This is a genomic window from Nocardiopsis sp. NPDC006938 (genome assembly GCF_042869555.1).
Lineage (GTDB): Bacteria > Actinomycetota > Actinomycetes > Streptosporangiales > Streptosporangiaceae > Nocardiopsis.
In genome coordinates, this window is sequence record NZ_JBIAGA010000004.1 from 201,332 (window position 1) to 217,966 (window position 16,635).

At 74.5% G+C, this 16,635-nt stretch carries 18 protein-coding genes and 1 pseudogene; 7 read left to right on the forward strand and 12 right to left on the reverse strand.

Going from position 1 to position 16,635, the window contains the following annotated elements; all coding sequences use genetic code 11:
- Nucleotides 1-51: 51 nt before the first annotated feature.
- The gene (locus tag ACFYL4_RS08330; protein ID WP_387517462.1) at nt 52-1,062 is read left to right on the forward strand and encodes an alpha/beta fold hydrolase; all 1,011 of its coding nucleotides are present in this window, start codon (nt 52-54) and stop codon (nt 1,060-1,062) included.
- 20 nt (nt 1,063-1,082) lie between these two features.
- Here ACFYL4_RS08330 and ACFYL4_RS08335 read toward each other — a convergent pair whose 3' ends face one another.
- Both ACFYL4_RS08335 and ACFYL4_RS08340 read right to left on the reverse strand, forming a co-directional pair.
- Nucleotides 1,083-1,733 (reverse strand): maleylpyruvate isomerase family mycothiol-dependent enzyme, encoded by a 651-nt coding sequence (locus ACFYL4_RS08335; RefSeq protein WP_387517464.1) that lies wholly within the window; start codon nt 1,731-1,733, stop codon nt 1,083-1,085.
- A gap of 292 nt (nt 1,734-2,025) precedes the next feature.
- The gene (locus ACFYL4_RS08340) at nt 2,026-2,370 is read right to left on the reverse strand and encodes a cupin domain-containing protein (protein WP_357764481.1); all 345 of its coding nucleotides are present in this window, start codon (nt 2,368-2,370) and stop codon (nt 2,026-2,028) included.
- A gap of 136 nt (nt 2,371-2,506) precedes the next feature.
- On the opposite strand from ACFYL4_RS08340, the gene ACFYL4_RS08345 reads away from it, so the two are divergent.
- The gene (locus tag ACFYL4_RS08345; protein WP_357764484.1) at nt 2,507-3,286 is read left to right on the forward strand and encodes a creatininase family protein; all 780 of its coding nucleotides are present in this window, start codon (nt 2,507-2,509) and stop codon (nt 3,284-3,286) included.
- A gap of 15 nt (nt 3,287-3,301) precedes the next feature.
- Here the strand turns inward: ACFYL4_RS08345 and ACFYL4_RS08350 are convergent.
- From ACFYL4_RS08350 to ACFYL4_RS08390, 9 genes and pseudogenes are all read right to left on the reverse strand, one after another.
- A pseudogene (locus tag ACFYL4_RS08350) lies at nt 3,302-4,195 on the reverse strand (YbhN family protein); the annotation flags it as partial.
- Nucleotides 4,114-4,962, reverse strand: coding sequence for an SAM-dependent methyltransferase (locus ACFYL4_RS08355; protein ID WP_387517467.1), 849 nt, complete (start codon nt 4,960-4,962; stop codon nt 4,114-4,116). The pseudogene ACFYL4_RS08350 and the gene ACFYL4_RS08355, both read right to left, overlap by 82 nt.
- Nucleotides 4,963-5,117: 155 nt before the next feature.
- The gene (locus tag ACFYL4_RS08360; RefSeq protein WP_357764706.1) at nt 5,118-6,668 is read right to left on the reverse strand and encodes an MFS transporter; all 1,551 of its coding nucleotides are present in this window, start codon (nt 6,666-6,668) and stop codon (nt 5,118-5,120) included.
- A gap of 218 nt (nt 6,669-6,886) precedes the next feature.
- Nucleotides 6,887-8,044: a glycosyltransferase family 4 protein gene (locus tag ACFYL4_RS08365; RefSeq protein ID WP_387517469.1), complete on the reverse strand. Its 1,158-nt coding sequence runs from the start codon at nt 8,042-8,044 to the stop codon at nt 6,887-6,889.
- On the reverse strand, nt 8,041-8,439 hold the full coding sequence (locus tag ACFYL4_RS08370; RefSeq protein ID WP_357764493.1) for a 6-carboxytetrahydropterin synthase: 399 nt from the start codon (nt 8,437-8,439) through the stop codon (nt 8,041-8,043). Before ACFYL4_RS08370 ends, ACFYL4_RS08365 begins: the two co-directional genes overlap by 4 nt.
- 37 nt (nt 8,440-8,476) lie before the next feature.
- Complete coding sequence (locus tag ACFYL4_RS08375; RefSeq protein ID WP_387517471.1) at nt 8,477-9,454, reverse strand: dehydrogenase; 978 nt, start codon at nt 9,452-9,454, stop codon at nt 8,477-8,479.
- 3 nt (nt 9,455-9,457) lie between these two features.
- Nucleotides 9,458-10,117 carry a CDP-alcohol phosphatidyltransferase family protein gene (locus ACFYL4_RS08380; protein ID WP_387517473.1) on the reverse strand — a complete coding sequence of 220 codons (660 nt, stop codon included), beginning with the start codon at nt 10,115-10,117 and terminating at the stop codon, nt 9,458-9,460.
- Nucleotides 10,110-10,745 (reverse strand): GTP cyclohydrolase II, encoded by a 636-nt coding sequence (locus ACFYL4_RS08385; RefSeq protein WP_357764502.1) that lies wholly within the window; start codon nt 10,743-10,745, stop codon nt 10,110-10,112. The genes ACFYL4_RS08380 and ACFYL4_RS08385 overlap by 8 nt, the downstream gene beginning before the upstream one ends.
- A 58-nt stretch (nt 10,746-10,803) precedes the next feature.
- A complete protein-coding gene (locus ACFYL4_RS08390; RefSeq protein WP_387517799.1) occupies nt 10,804-11,439 on the reverse strand; it encodes a hypothetical protein in 636 nt (211 codons plus the stop codon).
- Between the two features lie 33 nt (nt 11,440-11,472).
- Between ACFYL4_RS08390 and ACFYL4_RS08395 the strand changes: the two genes are divergently transcribed.
- Nucleotides 11,473-11,826: a hypothetical protein gene (locus tag ACFYL4_RS08395; RefSeq protein ID WP_387517475.1), complete on the forward strand. Its 354-nt coding sequence runs from the start codon at nt 11,473-11,475 to the stop codon at nt 11,824-11,826.
- Between the two features lie 18 nt (nt 11,827-11,844).
- Here the strand turns inward: ACFYL4_RS08395 and ACFYL4_RS08400 are convergent, their stop codons facing one another.
- A complete protein-coding gene (locus ACFYL4_RS08400; protein WP_387517477.1) occupies nt 11,845-13,281 on the reverse strand; it encodes a hypothetical protein in 1,437 nt (478 codons plus the stop codon).
- 121 nt (nt 13,282-13,402) lie between these two features.
- Between ACFYL4_RS08400 and ACFYL4_RS08405 the strand changes: the two genes are divergently transcribed.
- From ACFYL4_RS08405 to ACFYL4_RS08420, 4 genes are all read left to right on the forward strand, one after another.
- Complete coding sequence (locus tag ACFYL4_RS08405) at nt 13,403-13,978, forward strand: hypothetical protein (protein WP_357764510.1); 576 nt, start codon at nt 13,403-13,405, stop codon at nt 13,976-13,978.
- 161 nt (nt 13,979-14,139) lie between these two features.
- Nucleotides 14,140-14,706, forward strand: coding sequence for a sigma-70 family RNA polymerase sigma factor (locus tag ACFYL4_RS08410; protein WP_357764513.1), 567 nt, complete (start codon nt 14,140-14,142; stop codon nt 14,704-14,706).
- A gap of 71 nt (nt 14,707-14,777) precedes the next feature.
- The gene (locus ACFYL4_RS08415; RefSeq protein WP_387517481.1) at nt 14,778-15,392 is read left to right on the forward strand and encodes an SCO family protein; all 615 of its coding nucleotides are present in this window, start codon (nt 14,778-14,780) and stop codon (nt 15,390-15,392) included.
- The gene (locus tag ACFYL4_RS08420) at nt 15,389-16,621 is read left to right on the forward strand and encodes a Dyp-type peroxidase (protein WP_387517482.1); all 1,233 of its coding nucleotides are present in this window, start codon (nt 15,389-15,391) and stop codon (nt 16,619-16,621) included. The genes ACFYL4_RS08415 and ACFYL4_RS08420 overlap by 4 nt, the downstream gene beginning before the upstream one ends.
- Nucleotides 16,622-16,635 lie beyond the last annotated feature (14 nt).

Consider the following 16,635-nt stretch of genomic DNA (forward strand, 5'->3'; position numbering starts at 1 on the left):
TGTGTAGACTCGGGGCGCGGGGTCAATACGATCGTATTTATCGGAGGGGTCATGAGTGATCGAACAAGCCGCCGTCCCCGGCGCCGCCAGGTGCTCCTGGCTCTGGGAGCGCTGCTGGTGGCCTGGCTGGTCGTCGACAAGGCGGTCGCGATCCTCGCGCCGGAGGCCACCGTGGGGCACTGGCGCAGCCAGGAGGGCTACGGGGCCTACCTCGACGCCTACCAGGACGTGATGGCGACCCTGCCCGCGCCGACCCGGACCCACGACGTCATGACCGAGTACGGCTCCGCGCGCGTCTACGAGTGGGCGGCCGACGAGGAGGGGAGCCGGGGCGGGGACGCGGCTCCGGTGATGTTGGTGCCCGGGATCAGCTCCGGGGCGCCGATGTGGGGCGAGAACCTCGTCCACTGGATCGGCCAGCGCACCCTGTACGCCATGGACGCGATCGGCGACGCCGGGATGTCCACGCAGTCGGTGCCGTTCGGCTCCTTCGACGACCAGGGGGCCTGGGTGGAGCAGGTGCTCGTGGGGCTGGAGCTGGACCGCGTCCACATGGTGGGCCACTCCTTCGGAGGGGCCGTCGCCACCGTCCACGCCCTGGAGCACCCCGGCCGGGTGGCCTCCCTGACCCTGCTGGAGCCGGTGATGGTGGTGCGCGGGATGCCCGCCTCCACCTACCTGTGGTCCTCGCTGCTGCTGCTCCCCGTACCGCAGTCGTGGAAGGACCGGGGTATGGCGGAGATCGGCGGGATCACGGTGGAGGAGGTGCGCGAGCGCACACCGATGTCGGTGATGATCGACGAGGGGTCGCGCCACCACTCCTCAGCCACCTTCGTGCCGCGCACCCTCACCGACGAGGAGTGGCGTTCGATGCGGATGCCGGTCCGGATCGACCTGGCCGGCGACAGCTCCCTCGCGGGAGGGGAGGAGGCCGCGGACCGGGCCCGGGAACTGGGCAGGGAACCCGTCACCGTGTGGCCCGGGACCACCCACTCCCTGCCCATGCAGGCGGCCGAGGAACTCGGGACGGAGCTCCCCGCGTACTGGGCCGCCCACGACTGAACGCCCGGAGGCGCGCCGCGTCAGCCCGCCAGTCTGCTCCGAAGTTCGGGCACGCCGGAGCCCTCCACCCGGTCCAGGTAGGCGGGTCTGCCCGCCATGAGCATGACGAGCGCGAGCTGGGGCCCCTCCACCACGGGCAGCCCGGGGTCGTTGGCGGTGAACTCCGCGTCGGTGGCGCGCAGGTGCAGACCCTTCACCTGGGACCTGCTGTTGACCGCGAAGTCGCGGGAGGCGTAGAAGCGCGCCACCGCGGCCACGGCCTCGGGCGCGGGCTCGCGCCCGATCCCCAGCGGATGACGGATGTCCTGCCCGTGTACGACCAGCTCGCCGAGCCAGGGCGCGGTGTCGCCGGTGGGCAGCCGGACGGGCTCGCCCCCCTCGGAGCCCAGAGCGGCGAACCGGGCCAGGGTCTCTTCGGGAGTGGCCCGGGCGAAGCGCGCGATCTGCCTGCGGTTGTGCACGGCGGGGCGCAGGCCCGCGCGCAGGATGGAGGCGATCCAGGCGAGCTGGCCGGTCGTCATGCCCGCGCCGAGGTGGGCGGTGACGTCGTGCACGGTCCACTCGTCGCACAGGGAGGTGCGGTCCCACTGTTCGGGGGTCAGTTCACGCAGGTCGGCGACGATCTCGGCGTGTTCGGTGGCCAACATCGGCCGTAGTCGGGAGGTGTCCATGCGCGCACCCTACGGTGCGGGTCGGACAGTTCCGGGGAACCCCGCCGGGGACCGGCGCCTGCGATCGTCGGCCGTGCTCAGGGGGTGGGCGCCGTCTCGGCTGCGCCCCGGGGACCGGCGCCCGCGGTCGTCGCCGACGCTCTGGTCCGGGGTGTGGCCACGGTCCACCCCGATCGCGCCGTGCGCACCTCCCACGCACTCACCGCCTGGCGCGGACGCCTGGGCCACTGGCAGGCGGTGTCCGCTCGCGCCGAGCGGGCACCGCCCCCGGTGGTCGGCGGACGCGACGCGGTCAGTGCGCCGGTACGGACACGCACGCGAGCGTGGTGTCCTCCTCCGCCCGCAGTTCCCCCGGGGAGTCGGCCGGGACGTGCAGGAGGTCGCCGGGTCCCGCCGTGACCGTGCGGTCGGGGGTGCGCAGGATCAGGGACCCGGCGAGGACCACCCACACCTCCTCCCAGGGGGCGGGCAGCGCGGCGGTCGCCCCCCGGTCGAACCGCGCGTAGTAGGCGCTCAGCGGGCCTCCGTCCTCCTTGCCGACCGCCGGGCCGATCCGCACGCGCCCCTCGTCCCAGGCCCGCCACCCCTCGATCCCCTCAGCGGTGAATCCGCGGACCCCGTCACTGTTCCCCGTCACGGCTCCTCCTTGTCAGTGCGAACACGTCCACGGAGACCAGCACACCACCTCAATCGAGGTTGAGGTCAAGGTTCCCCGGCGCGCCCGCCGCGCCGGTGCGCTCCGTCCCGTCGTGACGGCAGGGGAGGATGGGGCCATGGACTTCACCGACCCCCTCCCCGGCAGCACCAGCGAGGAAGAGCGCGCGCGGGGCGCCCGAGTGGCGTTGCTTCCCGTGGGCAGCCTCGAACAGCACGGTCCCCACCTGCCGCTGACCACCGACACCGTCGTCGCCTGCGCCGTGGCGCGCAGCCTGGCCGACGCCCACCCCGGACTGCGCGTCCTGCCGCCGATCAGCTTCGGCTGCTCACACGAACACGAGGCCTGGCCGGGGACGGTGAGCGTCACCGCGCCCACCCTGTACGCGATGGCCTCTGACATCGCGGACTCGCTCAGGGCGGCGGGCACCCCCAAGCTGGTGCTGGTCAACGGGCACGGCGGCAACCACGTGCTGGCCAACCTCGTCCAGGCCTCGCGCGGTGCCATGGCGCTCTTTCCCGGACCGCACGACTGGGAGGCCGCGCGCCGGGCCGCGCGGATGAGCACCACCAACGACCGCGACATGCACGCGGGGGAGCTGGAGACCTCGGTGCTGCTCCACGTGCGACCCGACCTGGTTCGGCCGGGCTACGAGGAGGCCGACCACCTCGCCGACCGGCGTGACCACATGCTCACCACCGGGCTCTCCCGTTACACCCGCACCGGGGTGGTCGGGCAGCCCTCACGCGCCACCGCCACCGAGGGCCGGGATCTTCTGGCCCACCTGGTGACGGCGTTCTCCGGGTACCTCAAGGTGCTCGACCCGCAGCAGCCTCCACAGCAGCACCGCCCCACCGGGAAGGGAGGCGACCAGCGCGAGGAACCCGTACGCCACTGACACGGTCAGCCCGAGGTCGGCGCCGAGCCCGGCCGTTCCGAAGGCCAGCGCCGTCACCGCCTCGCGCGGACCCCAACCGCCCAGGTTGGCCGGGACGGCCATCGCCACCAGGGCCAGGACCAGGAGGGGGAGCAGTGTCGGGGCGGCCTCGGTGACGCCCGCCGCCCGTGCCGCCACCAGGAACAGGACCAGGTGTCCGGCCAACGCCGCCGCCGACAGCACGAGCACGCCCGGGCCGGTCGACCACGTGAACAGACCGGCCCGGGTGTCGGCGACCGTCGCCGACAGCATCCGCCACCAGGCCGCGCCCCGGCGGCGGCCGAGGAGCCAGCCCACCGCCACCACCAGCGCGACCGTGCCGAACACCCCCAGGGAGGCGGTCACCGCCAGCAGCCCGGGGCCCAGGAGCGCGGTGGGCAGCGTGAACAACAGCGCGGCGCAGAGCGCCGCCAGCACCACCTGGCCCGCCATGCGCTCCAGGAGCACCGCCCGCACGGCGCGGGGCAGGTCTGCGGCGGCGCGCCCGTGGGCGACCGCGCGGTGCGCGTCACCCAGGACCCCGCCGGGCAGCACCGCGTTCAGGAAGAGCGAGCGGTAGTAGTCGGCCACGGCACGCGTCCACGGCAGCCGCAGCCCCACCCCGCGCGCCACGACCGCCCAACGGGTCGCGCACAGCGCGGTCGTGACCAGGCCGATTCCCAACGCGGCCACCACCGTGGCCGCGTCGACCGCGCCGAACGCGGAGGTGAGGGCCTCCAGCGGGAACCACCACACGACACCCGCCAGGATCGCTGCCCCGACCAGCGCGCGCGGCCACCCCGCGCGTCTCACGGCGAACCCGTCCCCCCGCCGGGCACCACCAGCAGGTCGTCGTGGTGTACCAGCACACCCAGCTCGCCCCGGTCGCACTCCCCGAGCCTGCGCTCCAGGTACCCGCCCGCGGCGGCGTCCGGGTCCTGCTCCAGAGCGGCCCCGACCCACCCCCGCAACCACGCGCGGACCAGCGGCGCGTGCTCGGGGCCCAGGCGCCAGGGGCTCGGTTGGGTCAGGACCCGGTAGCCCCGCTCCGCGAACGACGCGGCGGCGGCCCCGACCGCGTCCGGCCCCAGGCGACCGCCGCGCCGCTGGTGGGCGTTGAAGGCCTCCGTCAGCGCCGCGTCCTCGCGCTCGCCGGGGAAGAACTCCACCCGCCCGGTCACCGACAGGGTGAACAGCGCGGGGCACCCGGCGGCGGCGACGGCCCCGACGACGGCGTCCAGCTCCTCGCGTGTGAGCAGGTCGAGCAGGGCCGACCCGGTGACCAGGTCGATCCCGGCCAGGTCGTCGCCGGACAGGGTCCCCACCTCGCGCAGGCACATCCGTGCGCTCACCCGGGCGCCGTCCGCGGAGACGGCGGGCAGGCGGGCCCCGGCCGTCGACAACAGCCCGGGGTCGCGGTCGTAGAGCGTCCAGTGCTGGGGGCCGGGCAGCCGGGGCGCCAACCAGCGCCCCTGGGACCCGGCGCCGCAGCCGAGGTCGGCGATTCCGACCGGGCGTGCCGGTGCGCCCCGGGAGGACAGCAGGCCGCGCAGCGGGGCCAGGGAGCCGGGGGAGCGGGCCCCGGAGTCGGCCTCCTCGCGCAGGGCCAGCCACCCCGGGTCGAACACGGGCGGCGGGTTCTCGGACACTGGGTTCATCGGGACCCCTCCCGGTGGAGTACGGCCGTCAGCGGACGGTCGCCTCCTTCCAGGGTGCCAGTTCCACCGCGCACGGGAGGGCCGATCCGGGAAGCCTTTGCCCGGATCTGTCTCCCCTTCCCCTCACGGCCCCGGCGGGACCGCCACCGGGGCGCTCAGGACGAGAGGGCGCCCTCGCCGCGCCGGTGTGCCGACTCCGGGTCCTCGTCCTCGGCCGCGGGCGGCTCCATGTCCACGGTGTCGCGCAGCCGGACCCGGGGCAGGAAGAGCGCCACGACCAGACCGACCACGGCGATCCCCGCGGCGACCAGGAAGATGTCGCCGGTGGAGCTGCCGTAGGCGCCCTCCACGATCTCGCGCAGGAAGGGCGGCATGCCCGCCAGGTCCAGGGTGGAGCCGTCCGCGCCTCCGGCGGGGATCTCCACACCCGAGGCGGCCAGGCCGTCGGTCACGTTCGTGCTCACCCGGTTGGCCAGGATCGCGCCGAGCACGGACACGCCGATGGTGCCGCCCAGGGACCGGAAGAACGTGATCGCCCCGCTGGCGGCCCCGAGTTCGCGCAGCGGGACCGAGTTCTGGACCACCAGCACCAGGTTCTGCATGGACAGGCCCACGCCCACGCCGACCCCCAGCATGCCCAGCGACACCACGTACAGGGAGGTGGTCGCGTCGATGGTGGACAGCAGCAGGAAGCCGAGCGTCAGGAACACCAGCCCGGTGACGACGTAGGACTTCACCCGCCCCGAGCGGGAGACCATCCACCCGGAGACGGTGGAGGAGAGCATCATGCCGAGCATCAGCGGGGTGGTCAGCAGCCCGGCGGCGGTCGGTGAGTAGCCGCGGGCCAGCTGGAAGTACTGGCCGAGGAAGACCGCTCCGCCGAACATCGCCATGCCGACCGCGACGCTGGCCACGATCGCGATCATCGGTTCGCGGCGCAGCACCAGGTGCAGCGGGATGACGGGTTCCGCGACGCGGTTCTCCACCCACACGGCGGCGGCCAGCAGGGCGAGCCCGCCGGTGACCATGGCCCCGGTCTGCCAGGAGGCCCACGCGAAGCTGCCGCCGACGAAGGTCACCCACAGCAGGATGGTGCTGACACCCGCGGCGATCAGCGTGGCACCGACGTAGTCCACGCGTGCGTCGGTGCGGCGTTCCTCCACCAGGTGCAGGGTGCGGGTGAGCACGACCAGGGCGACCAGCATGAACGGGACGCCGATGAAGAAGCACCAGCGCCAGCCGAGCCAGGACGAGTCGGTGAGGGCTCCGCCGATCAGCGGGCCGCCGACGGTGGCCACGGCCATGATGGCGCCGATGATCCCGTTGAAGCGGCCGCGCTCCTTGGGGCTCACCAGCGCCGCAATGGTGGCCTGGACCAGGACCTGGGAGGCGCCCATGCCGAGCCCCTGGAGCGCGCGGAAGGCGATGAGTTGTTCGGTGTTCTGGGCGAACCCGCTCAACAGTGAGGCCACGATGAACAGCACGATCGAGATCTGGAGCAGCCGCTTCTTCGGGAAGAGGTCGGCGAGCTTGCCCCAGACCGGTGTGGAGGCGGTGGACGCCAGCAGGGTCGCGGTGACCACCCAGGTGTACTGGGACTGGGTTCCCTGGAGGGAACCGAGGATCTGGGGCAGCGCGACCGAGACGATCGTGCCGCTGAGCATCGTCACGCCGAGGACGATCAGCAGCCCGCTCAGGGTGCGCATGATCGGTGTGCGTGCGGTGCCCTGGGACTGGGTGGTGCTCAAGGCTGGCCTCTGGTGAACGAGTGACGGGTGCGGGCGCGCAGGTGGGGGAGTTCTGCTGGGGAGGCAAAAATGCATCGTAAGAATTTTTGCACCCTATGCACGGTACCACCGGGTCCGACACCGGGACAGGAACCGGTCGGAGAACCCCGTCACACGGGTGACCCGCACCGGAACCGTCAGCGGCCCAGCGCCGCCGCCAGCTCCCGGGCCGCCTCGGGCCACCGCGTCAGCCCCTCCCGCCGCAGCCGCGCCGCCACCCGCAGGCCCGACCGCAGACCGGGATCGGTCAGCCAGCCCCGCAGCACCCGCTCCAGCGCCACCGCGTCCTCCGGGGGGACCAGCACCCCGGGCAGCCGACCGTCCGGCGCCCGCCCCAGGGCCTCGGGGACACCGCCCACCCGGGTGGCCACCACCGGCACGCCCCGCGCCAGCGCCTCGGTCACGACCATCCCGTAGGTCTCCGCGCGCGAGGGCAGCACCAGCAGGTCGGCCGAGGCGTAGGCGTCCTCCAGCTCCGGCCCGGTCACCGGACCGGTGAAGCGCACCCGCCCCGCGAGGGCGCCGGGCAGCGGGGGAGGTGTGCCCGGCCCCGCGCACACGCACTCCCACCCGAGCCCCACCAGCGGTGCGAGGGCGTCGAACAGCACGTCGTGGCCCTTGCGCGGGGTCAGCGAGGCCACACACAACAGCCGCGGCACCCGCCCCGAACCGGCCTCGAAACCGCTCCCGGGCGCCAGCCGGGCCGCCTCCACCCCCGGCCGCACCACCGCCACGCGGTCCTCGGCCAGACCGTGGTGCGCGACCAGCCGCCGCGCCGCCCACGCGCTCGTGGCCACCACACCGTCGACGCACCGCAGCGCGGCCCCCTCACGGGCGTCGAGATCGCGGGCCTCCACCTCCGCCAGCCCCGTCTCGTCGGCCAGGGGCAGGTGCACCAGCACGTGGAGCCGGAGGCGTCGCGCGCACGGCACCACCACCTCGGGCAGCGCGCACGCCACCAGCCCGTCGACCAGCACACGCGCGCCCTCGGGGGCCCCGGCCAGGACGGAGCCCAGCGCGCGGGCGCCGTCCTGGCCGGGACGCGGCCAGGCGCCCGGCACCGTCACCACCCGCACCGGGGGGCCTGACGGTTCCCCGCCTCCGCACACCCCCGCGCCGTCCGGCGCCGGTCCTCCGATCGTTCCGTGCGCGCCGTTGGACCGCCCCTGCCGGGCCGTCGCGCCCAGTACCGCCTCCAGGGCCCGCGCGATCCTGCGGTCGTAGGTGTGCCCGCCGCTGGGCGCGCTCGCCTCGGGCACGACGAAGAGCACCGGCGCGGGCTCCGAGGCGCTCACAGCTCCCGTTCGTAGGAGGCCCAGGCCACGTGCGACTCGTGCAGGGTCACCGCGACCGACGCCAACCCCGCCGCGTGCGGTCCCAGCGCACCGGCGCCGATCCGCTCCGCCAGACGGTCGGCGACCACCCGGGCCAGGAACTCCGTCGTGGTGTTGCTCCCCGCGAACTCCGGCACCTCGTCCAGGTTGCGGTAGTTGAGCTCGGCCACCACCGCGGCCAGCTCCCGGGTGGCGGCGCCGATGTCCGCGACGACGCCGTCGGGGTCGAGCTCCGGGCGGCGCAGGGTGGCGTCCACCACGAAGGTCGCCCCGTGCAGGGCCTGCGCGGGGCCGAAGACCTCCCCCCGGAAGCTGTGCGCGACCATCAGGTGGTCCCGGACGGTGACACTGAACATGCGGACTCCCCAGGCTCGTCAGGATCGGTCGGTACGGTCAGGTCTCGTAGACGACGCGGTGGCACAGGGCGGACAGCTCCCCGGCGGCCAGTCTCGGAAGCAGGGAGGGCAGCTCCTCGAAGGGGCTCTCCCCGGTCAGGAGCGCGTCGAAGGCGGGGTCCTCCAACAGGCGCAGCGCCAGGCTGAGGCGCTCGGAGTGGTCGTAGCGCGAGCGCCGGGCCGGGGAGATCATGCCGACCTGGCTGGCCCGGACGCTCAGCCGGTGCGAGTGGAAGTCCTCACCGAGCGGCAGGATCACCCTCCGGTCCCCGTACCAGCTCAGCTCCACCACCTCGCCCTCCACGTGCAGCAGCCTGAGGGAGCGGACCAGCCCCGCCTCGGTGGCGCTCGTGTGGAAGACCAGGTCGCGCCCGCCCTCGGCCTCCTCGGGGCGGGCGAAGTCCACCCCCAGGCGGTCCGCGACGGCGGCGCGCCCGGGGTCCACGTCCACCAGCTGGACGCGGGTTCCCGGTACCTGGGCCAGCAGGCGCGCCACACAACAGCCCACCATGCCCGCGCCGACCACCGTCACCCGGTCGCCCACCAGTGGAGCGGCGTCCCAGAGCGCGTTGATCGCGGTCTCCACCGTGCCCGCCAGCACCGCCCGGGCGGCCGGTACCGCGTCGGGAACCACCGACACCGCCGACGCGGGCACCACGAACCGGGTCTGGTGGGGGAACAGGGTGAACACCGTGCGCCCCACCAACTCCTCGGGCCCCTCCTCGACCACCCCCACGTTCAGGTACCCGTACTTGAGCGGACCGGGGAAGTCACCCTCCTGGAAGGGGGCCCGCATCACCCCGTACTGGTTGGGCGGCACACCGCCGCCGAACACCAGCGTCTCGGTCCCCCGGCTGATGCCCGATCCCAGCGAGCGCACCAGCACCTCGTCGGGGCCGGGAGCGGGCAGCTCCACCTCCCGGATCTCGCCCACACCGGGGGAGCGCACCCAAAAAGCCCGAGCTGTCCGTCCCATCCGTCACCTCTTCCTCTCGGCGGTCGCGGCCCCGGGGGCACGCGCCCGCCACAGCCCCACCACGTCACGTCCGAACGACCACAGCAGGGCGGCCAGCGCCGTCGCCGTCACGACCTCCGCCGCTCCAAGCGGCAGGACGCCGGACGCGACCACGGTCATCACGATCCCCTGCGCGGCGGCCACGGTCTTGCGCGCCGTGCTCGGCGGCAACGGGCCCCGCAGCCACGGCGCCGTGAGGGCGGCGGCCCCGAACAGGTACCGCATCGCCCCGATCACCAGGACCCAGGCTCCCAGCACCCCGGAGACGTACACACTCAGGGCCAGGATGAGGAACGCGTCGGCCTCCATGTCGAACCGGGCCCCGAAGTCCGACTCCGTGCGCGTGCCCCGGGCCACCCGCCCGTCCACCCAGTCCAGAACCAGGGCGACCGAGGCCACCGCCACCACCGGCCCGGCCGGGCCGCCCTCGGCCACCAGCACCGTCACCGCGCCGATGAGGCCGACCCGCACCAGCGTGACCAGGTCAGCCGGGCCCAGCGGCCACCGTTGGTGGCGGCGGACCGCCACCACCAGCGCCACGCCCACGAGCGACACGTACAGAACGGCCGCAGCCCAGCCCCGCGCGCCGGGCCAGTCGACGGCCCAGGAGGCCGGGTCAGCCACCCGCCCTCCTCGCGTCACCGTTCAGGTGGGGGAGGTCGTGCCCCAGACGGTCGCGCTTGGCGGTCAGGTAGCGGGCGTTGTGCTGGTGCGCGGCGACCAGCAGCGGAACCCGCGAGGCCACCCGCACCCCGTGGGCCTCCAGAGCCAGCACCTTGGCGGGGTTGTTGGACAGCAACCGCACCGAACGCACGCCCCGGTGCCGCAGCACCCGCGCGGCGGGGCCGTAGTCGCGCACGTCCACGGGCAGGCCCAGTTCCGTGGCCGAGTCGACGGTGTCCAACCCGCGCTCGTCCTGGAGCACCTGGGTGCGCACCTTGTTCACCAGGCCGATCCCGCGTCCTTCGTGGCCGCGCAGGTACACGAACACGCCCCGGCCCTCGGTGAGGATCGTGGCCAGGGCCGCGTCGAGCTGGTCGCCGCACTCACAGCGCAGCGCCCCGAACACGTCACCGGTGACGCACTCGGAGTGCACCCGGACCAGCACCTCCTCGCCGTTCCCCAGTTCGCCCGTGACCAGGGCCAGGTGCTCCCGTCCGTCGACCGGGTCGCGGAAGGCCACGCAGCGGAACGTGCCGCCGCGTACGACGAGGTCGGACTCGGCCACCGCCTCCAGAGAATGCTCCGTCATGTGTCCCTCTCCGATGAGGTTGCGCCCTGACCAGGTCAGTGCCCGTCCGACGCGTCGACTACACGGGGCCGGTCGACTCATCCGGGAGGTCCACCCGGATCTCCCCGCCCAGGGAGAAGCCGCCCTCCAGCTCCAGGGAGTCCCCACTCCAGAACCGCCCCGGGTCGTAGTAGCCCGGCCGCTTCCCTCGGGACAGCAGCCCCATCTCCTCGTAGGTGAGGGCCATGACCTCGGCGCAGTAGGCGGTCTCCAACCGGCGTTCGCGGGCCCGGCCGCCGAACGGCATCCGGCCCAGCGCCCACCGTCCGGCCAGCTGCGCGGTCGAGGGGAAGGGCGTGCCGTTCAGCCGGGCGACCATCCGCAGCGCGGCGTCCTCCATCAGCCGGTCGGCCAGGGGTTCGAGCTGGCGCAGCCAGGCCTGCTGCCCGTACCGGCGCCCCCACACCAGGACGGCGTCGCGCAGGTCGTGCAGCTGCACCCCGCGCTGGTGGGTGCCGGTCCACATGTCCACCAGGGACCGGCCGAGTTCGGCGTGCCACATCAGCGGCGGGAGGTCGTCCACCACGACGGACATGCCCACGTGGTTCACCGGGCTGTTGGTGGTGAGCTGGATGGCCCGGTCGGGCACGCTCGTGCCCCGGAACACCCACACGTCACCGGTTCTGGTCAGGTCGACGGCCGCGTCCAGGTCCATGCTCGTGTCTGCCACACGCACTAGCCTAAGAGCATGAAGTGGTGGAAGGCCTTGGGTGTGGCCGCCTTCGTGGGTGTGGCGGCCACCGGAGTGGCGATCGCGCGGGCCGAACGTGAGCGCCGTGCCTACACCCCCGAACAGGTCAGGGACCGTCTGCACGCCCGGGTCGCCGAGGTCGACCGGGCCCGTGGCGCCGAGGGCGATCGCGCGGAGAGTGGCGCGCCCGGTCCGCCCCCGGGCGGCCCGCGACGCGCGCTACGGGCGGCGCGCGCCCGTCTGGGCGCGCTCCGGGCCCGGGTCCGGAGCGTCCGTCCCCCGGCCGCCTTCGCCCGTCAGTTCCTTCGGGGGGAGCGGCACATCCCCGAGGGGACGTCCGGCCAGCCCTAGGTGTACTGACCTCTCGGGTCAGTACATCTGGCACGTGCGGCCCCCGCCCGCGCCGCGCACCCGTCCCCGCGCCCGGAGCGCGCGGTCACAGGGGGTGGTCAGGTGCCCGATCCGCTCCAACAGGGTGATGTGGTCGGTGCCCAACGACTCCAGGAACGCCAGCACGTCGCGGTGCGGGACCCGGTGCAGCGGGGCGCTGGTGCGCAGCAGACCCACCCGGGACACGCCCTCGCCCCCGCCCAGACGGGAGGAGGGGGTCGCGGGCGGGTTCACGCGGTACAGACGCCAGGCGCTGCCCCGCGGAGCGGAGGCGAGCAGCAGCGTGGGCCGCCGCCACACGATCAGCGCCCACCCCTTGGGCCCCTCGGCGTGCACGAGGACGGGACCGGTGTCCTCCTCCAGCAGCTCGGCGACCCGCGCGGCGACCGGTACCGGATTGGTGAAGGCCCCTCGAACCCGGTGCAGGCCCGCATCGGACTCCAGGCTCCAGCCCGCCTCCTCCAACTCGGCGGTCACCTCCGACAGGCGGGGGTCGTCGGCGGTGGCGCCGATTCGCGGGGCGGGCTCGGGCGAGGGGTCGGCGGGGACGACCAGGCCCAGCTCCAGGGCGGCTCCCGACACGGCCGTGCGGGTCAGCGCTGCCAGGCCCGACCCGCAGGTCAGCGCGGAACGCCGATCGCCCGCGCACCACTCGACCAGGCCGCCGTGCGCCGGGAAACCCTCCGCCACGGGGTGCGCGATCGCTACCACGCCCGCCTCGGCCAGCGACCGTACGGCGTCCTCCCGGTCCTGGTCGGCCCAGGACCCGGGAACGCCCAGCCGTACACGGGACGGGGACAGCCGCCCGGTGAGGGCGGCCAGCGCCGGGGCGTCGTACCCGCGCAGGGGCGCGTGCAGGGTGAGTTCGTCGACGGGCCCCTCGGGCAGCTGGTCGACGAGCGGAGCCTCCAGGTTGTGCACCACCCGGACGGGGGTCTCCAGGGGCCGGGTGAGCAGTAGGTCCTCCAGCCGGTCGGCCAGGGCGGCGAGCCGCTCGGCCAGGGCGGCGGGCAGGGCGAGGTCGCTCGCGCAGGCGGACATCCAGGCGCCGAGTTCGGCCAGCGCCCACGGGACCCCGTCCGGTCCGCCGCGCAGCACCGTCCAGACCCGTTCGCCACCGGAGGGCGGTCCGGAGCCGAAGGCGGCCACCACGTGTTCGTCTCCCAGCAACAGGGCCAGGTCGGGTACGGGGCGGTCGACCAGCGCGTACACGCGGTCCGGTCGCCGCACGAGTGCCTCCTCGCGGGCGGTGCCGAGCACCGTGACCGCCGCGCCCAGATCCTGGGCGGCGGGCACCAGGTCGCGTTCGAGGGCGGAGAGATCCACCACCCTTCCGACCAGCAGGAACTCACGCAGCGGAGCCTCGTCGGTGCGGGCTGTCCACTCATGCAGCAGGGTGAGCGGGGAGACGGACACGGGCGACCTCTGTTCTCACGCCGGGGACGCCAGCGAGCATAACGGAGGACGGTGCGGCGGTTCGGGTGATCCCCCACCCCCGTGCCCGAGGCCGGCCGGAGGGTGCGACGATGTGGGGACCATGTCCGACAGCGAACAGTGCCGACCACTGCGCGCCGGGGTGTTCACCCTGGTGTGCGTGAGCCTGTCCGCGATCGGCCACACGGTCAGCTCCGGACACGACGTCCCGGTTCCCGGGCTCCTGGTCGGTACCGCCGTGGTCCTCGCCGTGGCCTGGGCCCTCACGGGACGCAGGCACGGCCCCGGGATGCTCACCGCGTGGATGCTGTGGGGCCAGCTCGCCCTGCACGTCACCTTCTCCGCCACACAGGAGGCGGGCGGCGGGCACGCCGACCACACCGGGGCGGCCCTGGTCTCCCAGGACCCCATGCCCGCCTGGGCCATGATCCTCATGCACCTGGTGATGGCGCTGGTCAGCGCCTTCTGGCTGCACCGGGGCGAGAACGCCCTCTTCGCCTTCCTGCGCTTCATGGCGCTGACGCTGGTCCCCCTGCTCCTGGTGGTCGGCGCCGTCACCGTGGAGAGGACCTCCTCCCCGGCCCGGTACCGCGCCGCCGACCAGCGTCCCCCGGCCCGGGCTCCCTACCTGCGCCACTCCCGGGTCCTGCGCGGCCCGCCGCACGTTCCGGCCGCCTGACCGAGCCCTTGAGGGGCCGGGGGCCCACCCCCGTATCCGTCAGGCCGCCCTCGGTGTCCCGCGGTGCCCACGGCACCGCCTGCCCGGAACGGCCCCGCGGCCCGCGTCGCCCCACGGCGGCGCGGCGGCCGCGTGGGCGGCGACAGAAAGTCCCGATCCGCATGACCCGAAGTGAGGGGCGCTCCGACGCCCACACGCACTCCGACCTGTCCCGGCTGGCCCTGCGCGCCCGCGCCGGCGCCCCCGGGGCACTGGACGCCCTGTTCACCCTGACCCGCTCCGACGTGGTGCGCTACATCGCGCGCCGGGTCGAGCCCGCCTGGGTCGAGGACCTCACCCAGGAGACCTTCCACCGGGCCCTGCGCGGACTGCCCCGCTACGCCGGACGCGCCCCGGTGCGCGCCTGGCTGCTGTCCGTGGCGCGGCACACCGTCGCCGACCGCTACCGCGACCGGGAGCGCTCGCCGCGCACCGAACCGGTCGACGACTGGGAGCGGGCGCTCGGTCCCGGTTCCGCGGAGCCGGGAAGGTTCGACGAGTACCTGGCCCTGGTCTCCCTGCTGGAGGCCCTGCCCGAGGACCGGCGCACCGCCTTCGTCCTCACCCAGGTCCAGCGTCTTCCGTACGCCGAGGTCGCCGCGCTCACCGGCGTCCCGATCGGCACGGTCCGCTCGCGGGTGGCCCGGGGCCGCCGCGACCTGGCCCGCCTGCTCCGGGAGGCGGCGTGAAGGCCCCGCCTCCTCCCGCCGCGCCCCCCGCGTCCCCGACCCGACCGCACCGTCCCGTGAGGAACCGACCGATGAAGAACCGACGCCCGGCCCCCGTACGCTCCCTGGTGCTCGCCGCCGCCCTGCTGGGCGCCACCGCCTGCGGGGGACCCGACCTGGCCGGGGCCGAGCACTACCTCGACCTCTCCGACCAGCCCATGGCCGCGTCGGGTGTCGGGTTGACCACCGTCGACGGTGAGCCCTGGGGGTTCGCCGACGTGGCCGACGACCGGCTGACACTGCTGTTCTTCGGGTACACGAGCTGCCCCGACGTGTGCCCCATGACCATGGCCGAGATCAACCTCGCCCTGGAGCAGGCCGGGGACGACGCCGACCGCTTCGACGTCGTGATGGTGAGCAGCGACCCCGAACGGGACACCGACGAGCAGCTGCGCACCTGGCTGGACCGGTTCGACCCGGACTTCCAGGGGGTGCGCGGGGACGTGGACGACACGGTGCGGGCGGCCCTGGACTACGGCATCCCGATCGAGGCTCCCGAGGTCTCCGAGGGCGAGTACCTGGTCTCGCACGGAGGCCGTGTCCTGGTCCTGACCCCCGGCGGTGAGGCGGCGGGCATGTTCGACGAAGGGGTGGGCGCCGACGACATCGCCCCGCTGCTGCCCGTGCTCGCCTCGGAACTGCTGTGAGCGCCGGAACCGGGGTCTCCCGACGGGGGCTCCTGTCCGGGCTGGGCGCCGCCGGAGCGGCGGGCCTGGCCGCAGGGGGTCTGCTGGGAGCGGGCGCCGCCCGCACCCTGGACGTCTGGGACCCGGCCCGGGACCTCACCCTGTCCCTGGGCGGTCCCGAGGATGGTCGTCCGCCGGCGCTGCTCACCCCGACTCCCGCCCACGTTCACGTGGTCGCCGTGGACCTGGCGGCGGAAGAACCCGAGGAGGTGTCAGAGCTGGCGCGGGAGGTCCTGTCCGTGTGGGGGGAACACGCCTTCGACCTGCACGAACGGGGTCTGTCCGCGCTCGGAGCCGAGGCGCCCGCCCAGGGGCTGCACCCGGCCTCGCTGGGTGTCACCCTGGGGCTGGGCGCGGGACTGCTCGACCGGGCCGGACTCGGAGACCGGCGCCCCGCGCCCCTGGAGGACCTGCCCGCGTTCGCGGCCGACCGGCTCGACCCCGACCAGTGCGGGGGAGACCTCATGCTGCACGTGGGAGCCGAGGACCCGCTCGTGGTCAGCGCCGCCGTGGACCACCTGCTCGGACTGGTCCGGGACCGGGCCACGGTGCGCTGGTCGCTGCCCGGGTTCCAGCGGGCGGCCGCGACGGCGCGGGACCCCTCGGCCACCCCGCGCAACCTCATGGGCCAGGTCGACGGCACGGTCAACCCCGACCCGGCCGAGGCGCGGTTCGGGCCCCAGGTCCTGGCCTCCCACACCGACCCCGCCACCGCCTGGATGGACGGTGGCACCTACGTGGTGGTGCGTCGGGTCCGCATGTTCCTGGACGCGTGGTCGGACCTGGCTCCCACGGACCGGGAGCGGGTGATCGGACGCCGACTGTCGGACGGCGCCCCCCTGGGCGGGGAGCGGGAGGACGACCTTCCCGACCTGGCCGCCCGGGACGGGGACGGAAACCCGGTCATCCCCGCCGACGCCCACATCCGCCTGGCCAGCCCGGAACGCACCCTGGGCGCCCGCATGCTCCGGCGCGGATTCAACTACGACCTCGGCTGGCGGGGAGGCCGACGCGACGCCGGGCTGCTGTTCACCGCCTGGCAGGCCGACCCCCGTGCCGGGTTCACCGCCGTCCAGCGCGAACTCGACGAGGGCGGCGACGCCCTCAACGCCTTCGTCAGCCACGAGGGGAGCGCCGTCTTCGCGGTGCCCCCGGCCCACGATCCCCACCCCGCCGCCACCCTGTGGTGACGCGGCCCGACCGG

What these genes read in the sequence shown, in the direction of transcription:
- ACFYL4_RS08385 (WP_357764502.1), bottom strand. Translation starts at nt 10,745, where the DNA reads ATGACGGAGCATTCTCTGGAGGCGGTGGCCGAGTCCGACCTCGTCGTA.
- ACFYL4_RS08410 (WP_357764513.1), top strand. Translation starts at nt 14,140, where the DNA reads ATGACCCGAAGTGAGGGGCGCTCCGACGCCCACACGCACTCCGACCTG.
- ACFYL4_RS08390 (WP_387517799.1), bottom strand. Translation starts at nt 11,439, where the DNA reads ATGGACCTGGACGCGGCCGTCGACCTGACCAGAACCGGTGACGTGTGG.
- ACFYL4_RS08395 (WP_387517475.1), top strand. Translation starts at nt 11,473, where the DNA reads ATGAAGTGGTGGAAGGCCTTGGGTGTGGCCGCCTTCGTGGGTGTGGCG.
- ACFYL4_RS08330 (WP_387517462.1), top strand. Translation starts at nt 52, where the DNA reads ATGAGTGATCGAACAAGCCGCCGTCCCCGGCGCCGCCAGGTGCTCCTG.
- ACFYL4_RS08360 (WP_357764706.1), bottom strand. Translation starts at nt 6,668, where the DNA reads ATGCGCACCCTGAGCGGGCTGCTGATCGTCCTCGGCGTGACGATGCTC.
- ACFYL4_RS08345 (WP_357764484.1), top strand. Translation starts at nt 2,507, where the DNA reads ATGGACTTCACCGACCCCCTCCCCGGCAGCACCAGCGAGGAAGAGCGC.
- ACFYL4_RS08335 (WP_387517464.1), bottom strand. Translation starts at nt 1,733, where the DNA reads ATGGACACCTCCCGACTACGGCCGATGTTGGCCACCGAACACGCCGAG.
- ACFYL4_RS08375 (WP_387517471.1), bottom strand. Translation starts at nt 9,454, where the DNA reads ATGGGACGGACAGCTCGGGCTTTTTGGGTGCGCTCCCCCGGTGTGGGC.
- ACFYL4_RS08405 (WP_357764510.1), top strand. Translation starts at nt 13,403, where the DNA reads ATGTCCGACAGCGAACAGTGCCGACCACTGCGCGCCGGGGTGTTCACC.
- ACFYL4_RS08355 (WP_387517467.1), bottom strand. Translation starts at nt 4,962, where the DNA reads ATGAACCCAGTGTCCGAGAACCCGCCGCCCGTGTTCGACCCGGGGTGG.
- ACFYL4_RS08370 (WP_357764493.1), bottom strand. Translation starts at nt 8,439, where the DNA reads ATGTTCAGTGTCACCGTCCGGGACCACCTGATGGTCGCGCACAGCTTC.
- ACFYL4_RS08415 (WP_387517481.1), top strand. Translation starts at nt 14,778, where the DNA reads ATGAAGAACCGACGCCCGGCCCCCGTACGCTCCCTGGTGCTCGCCGCC.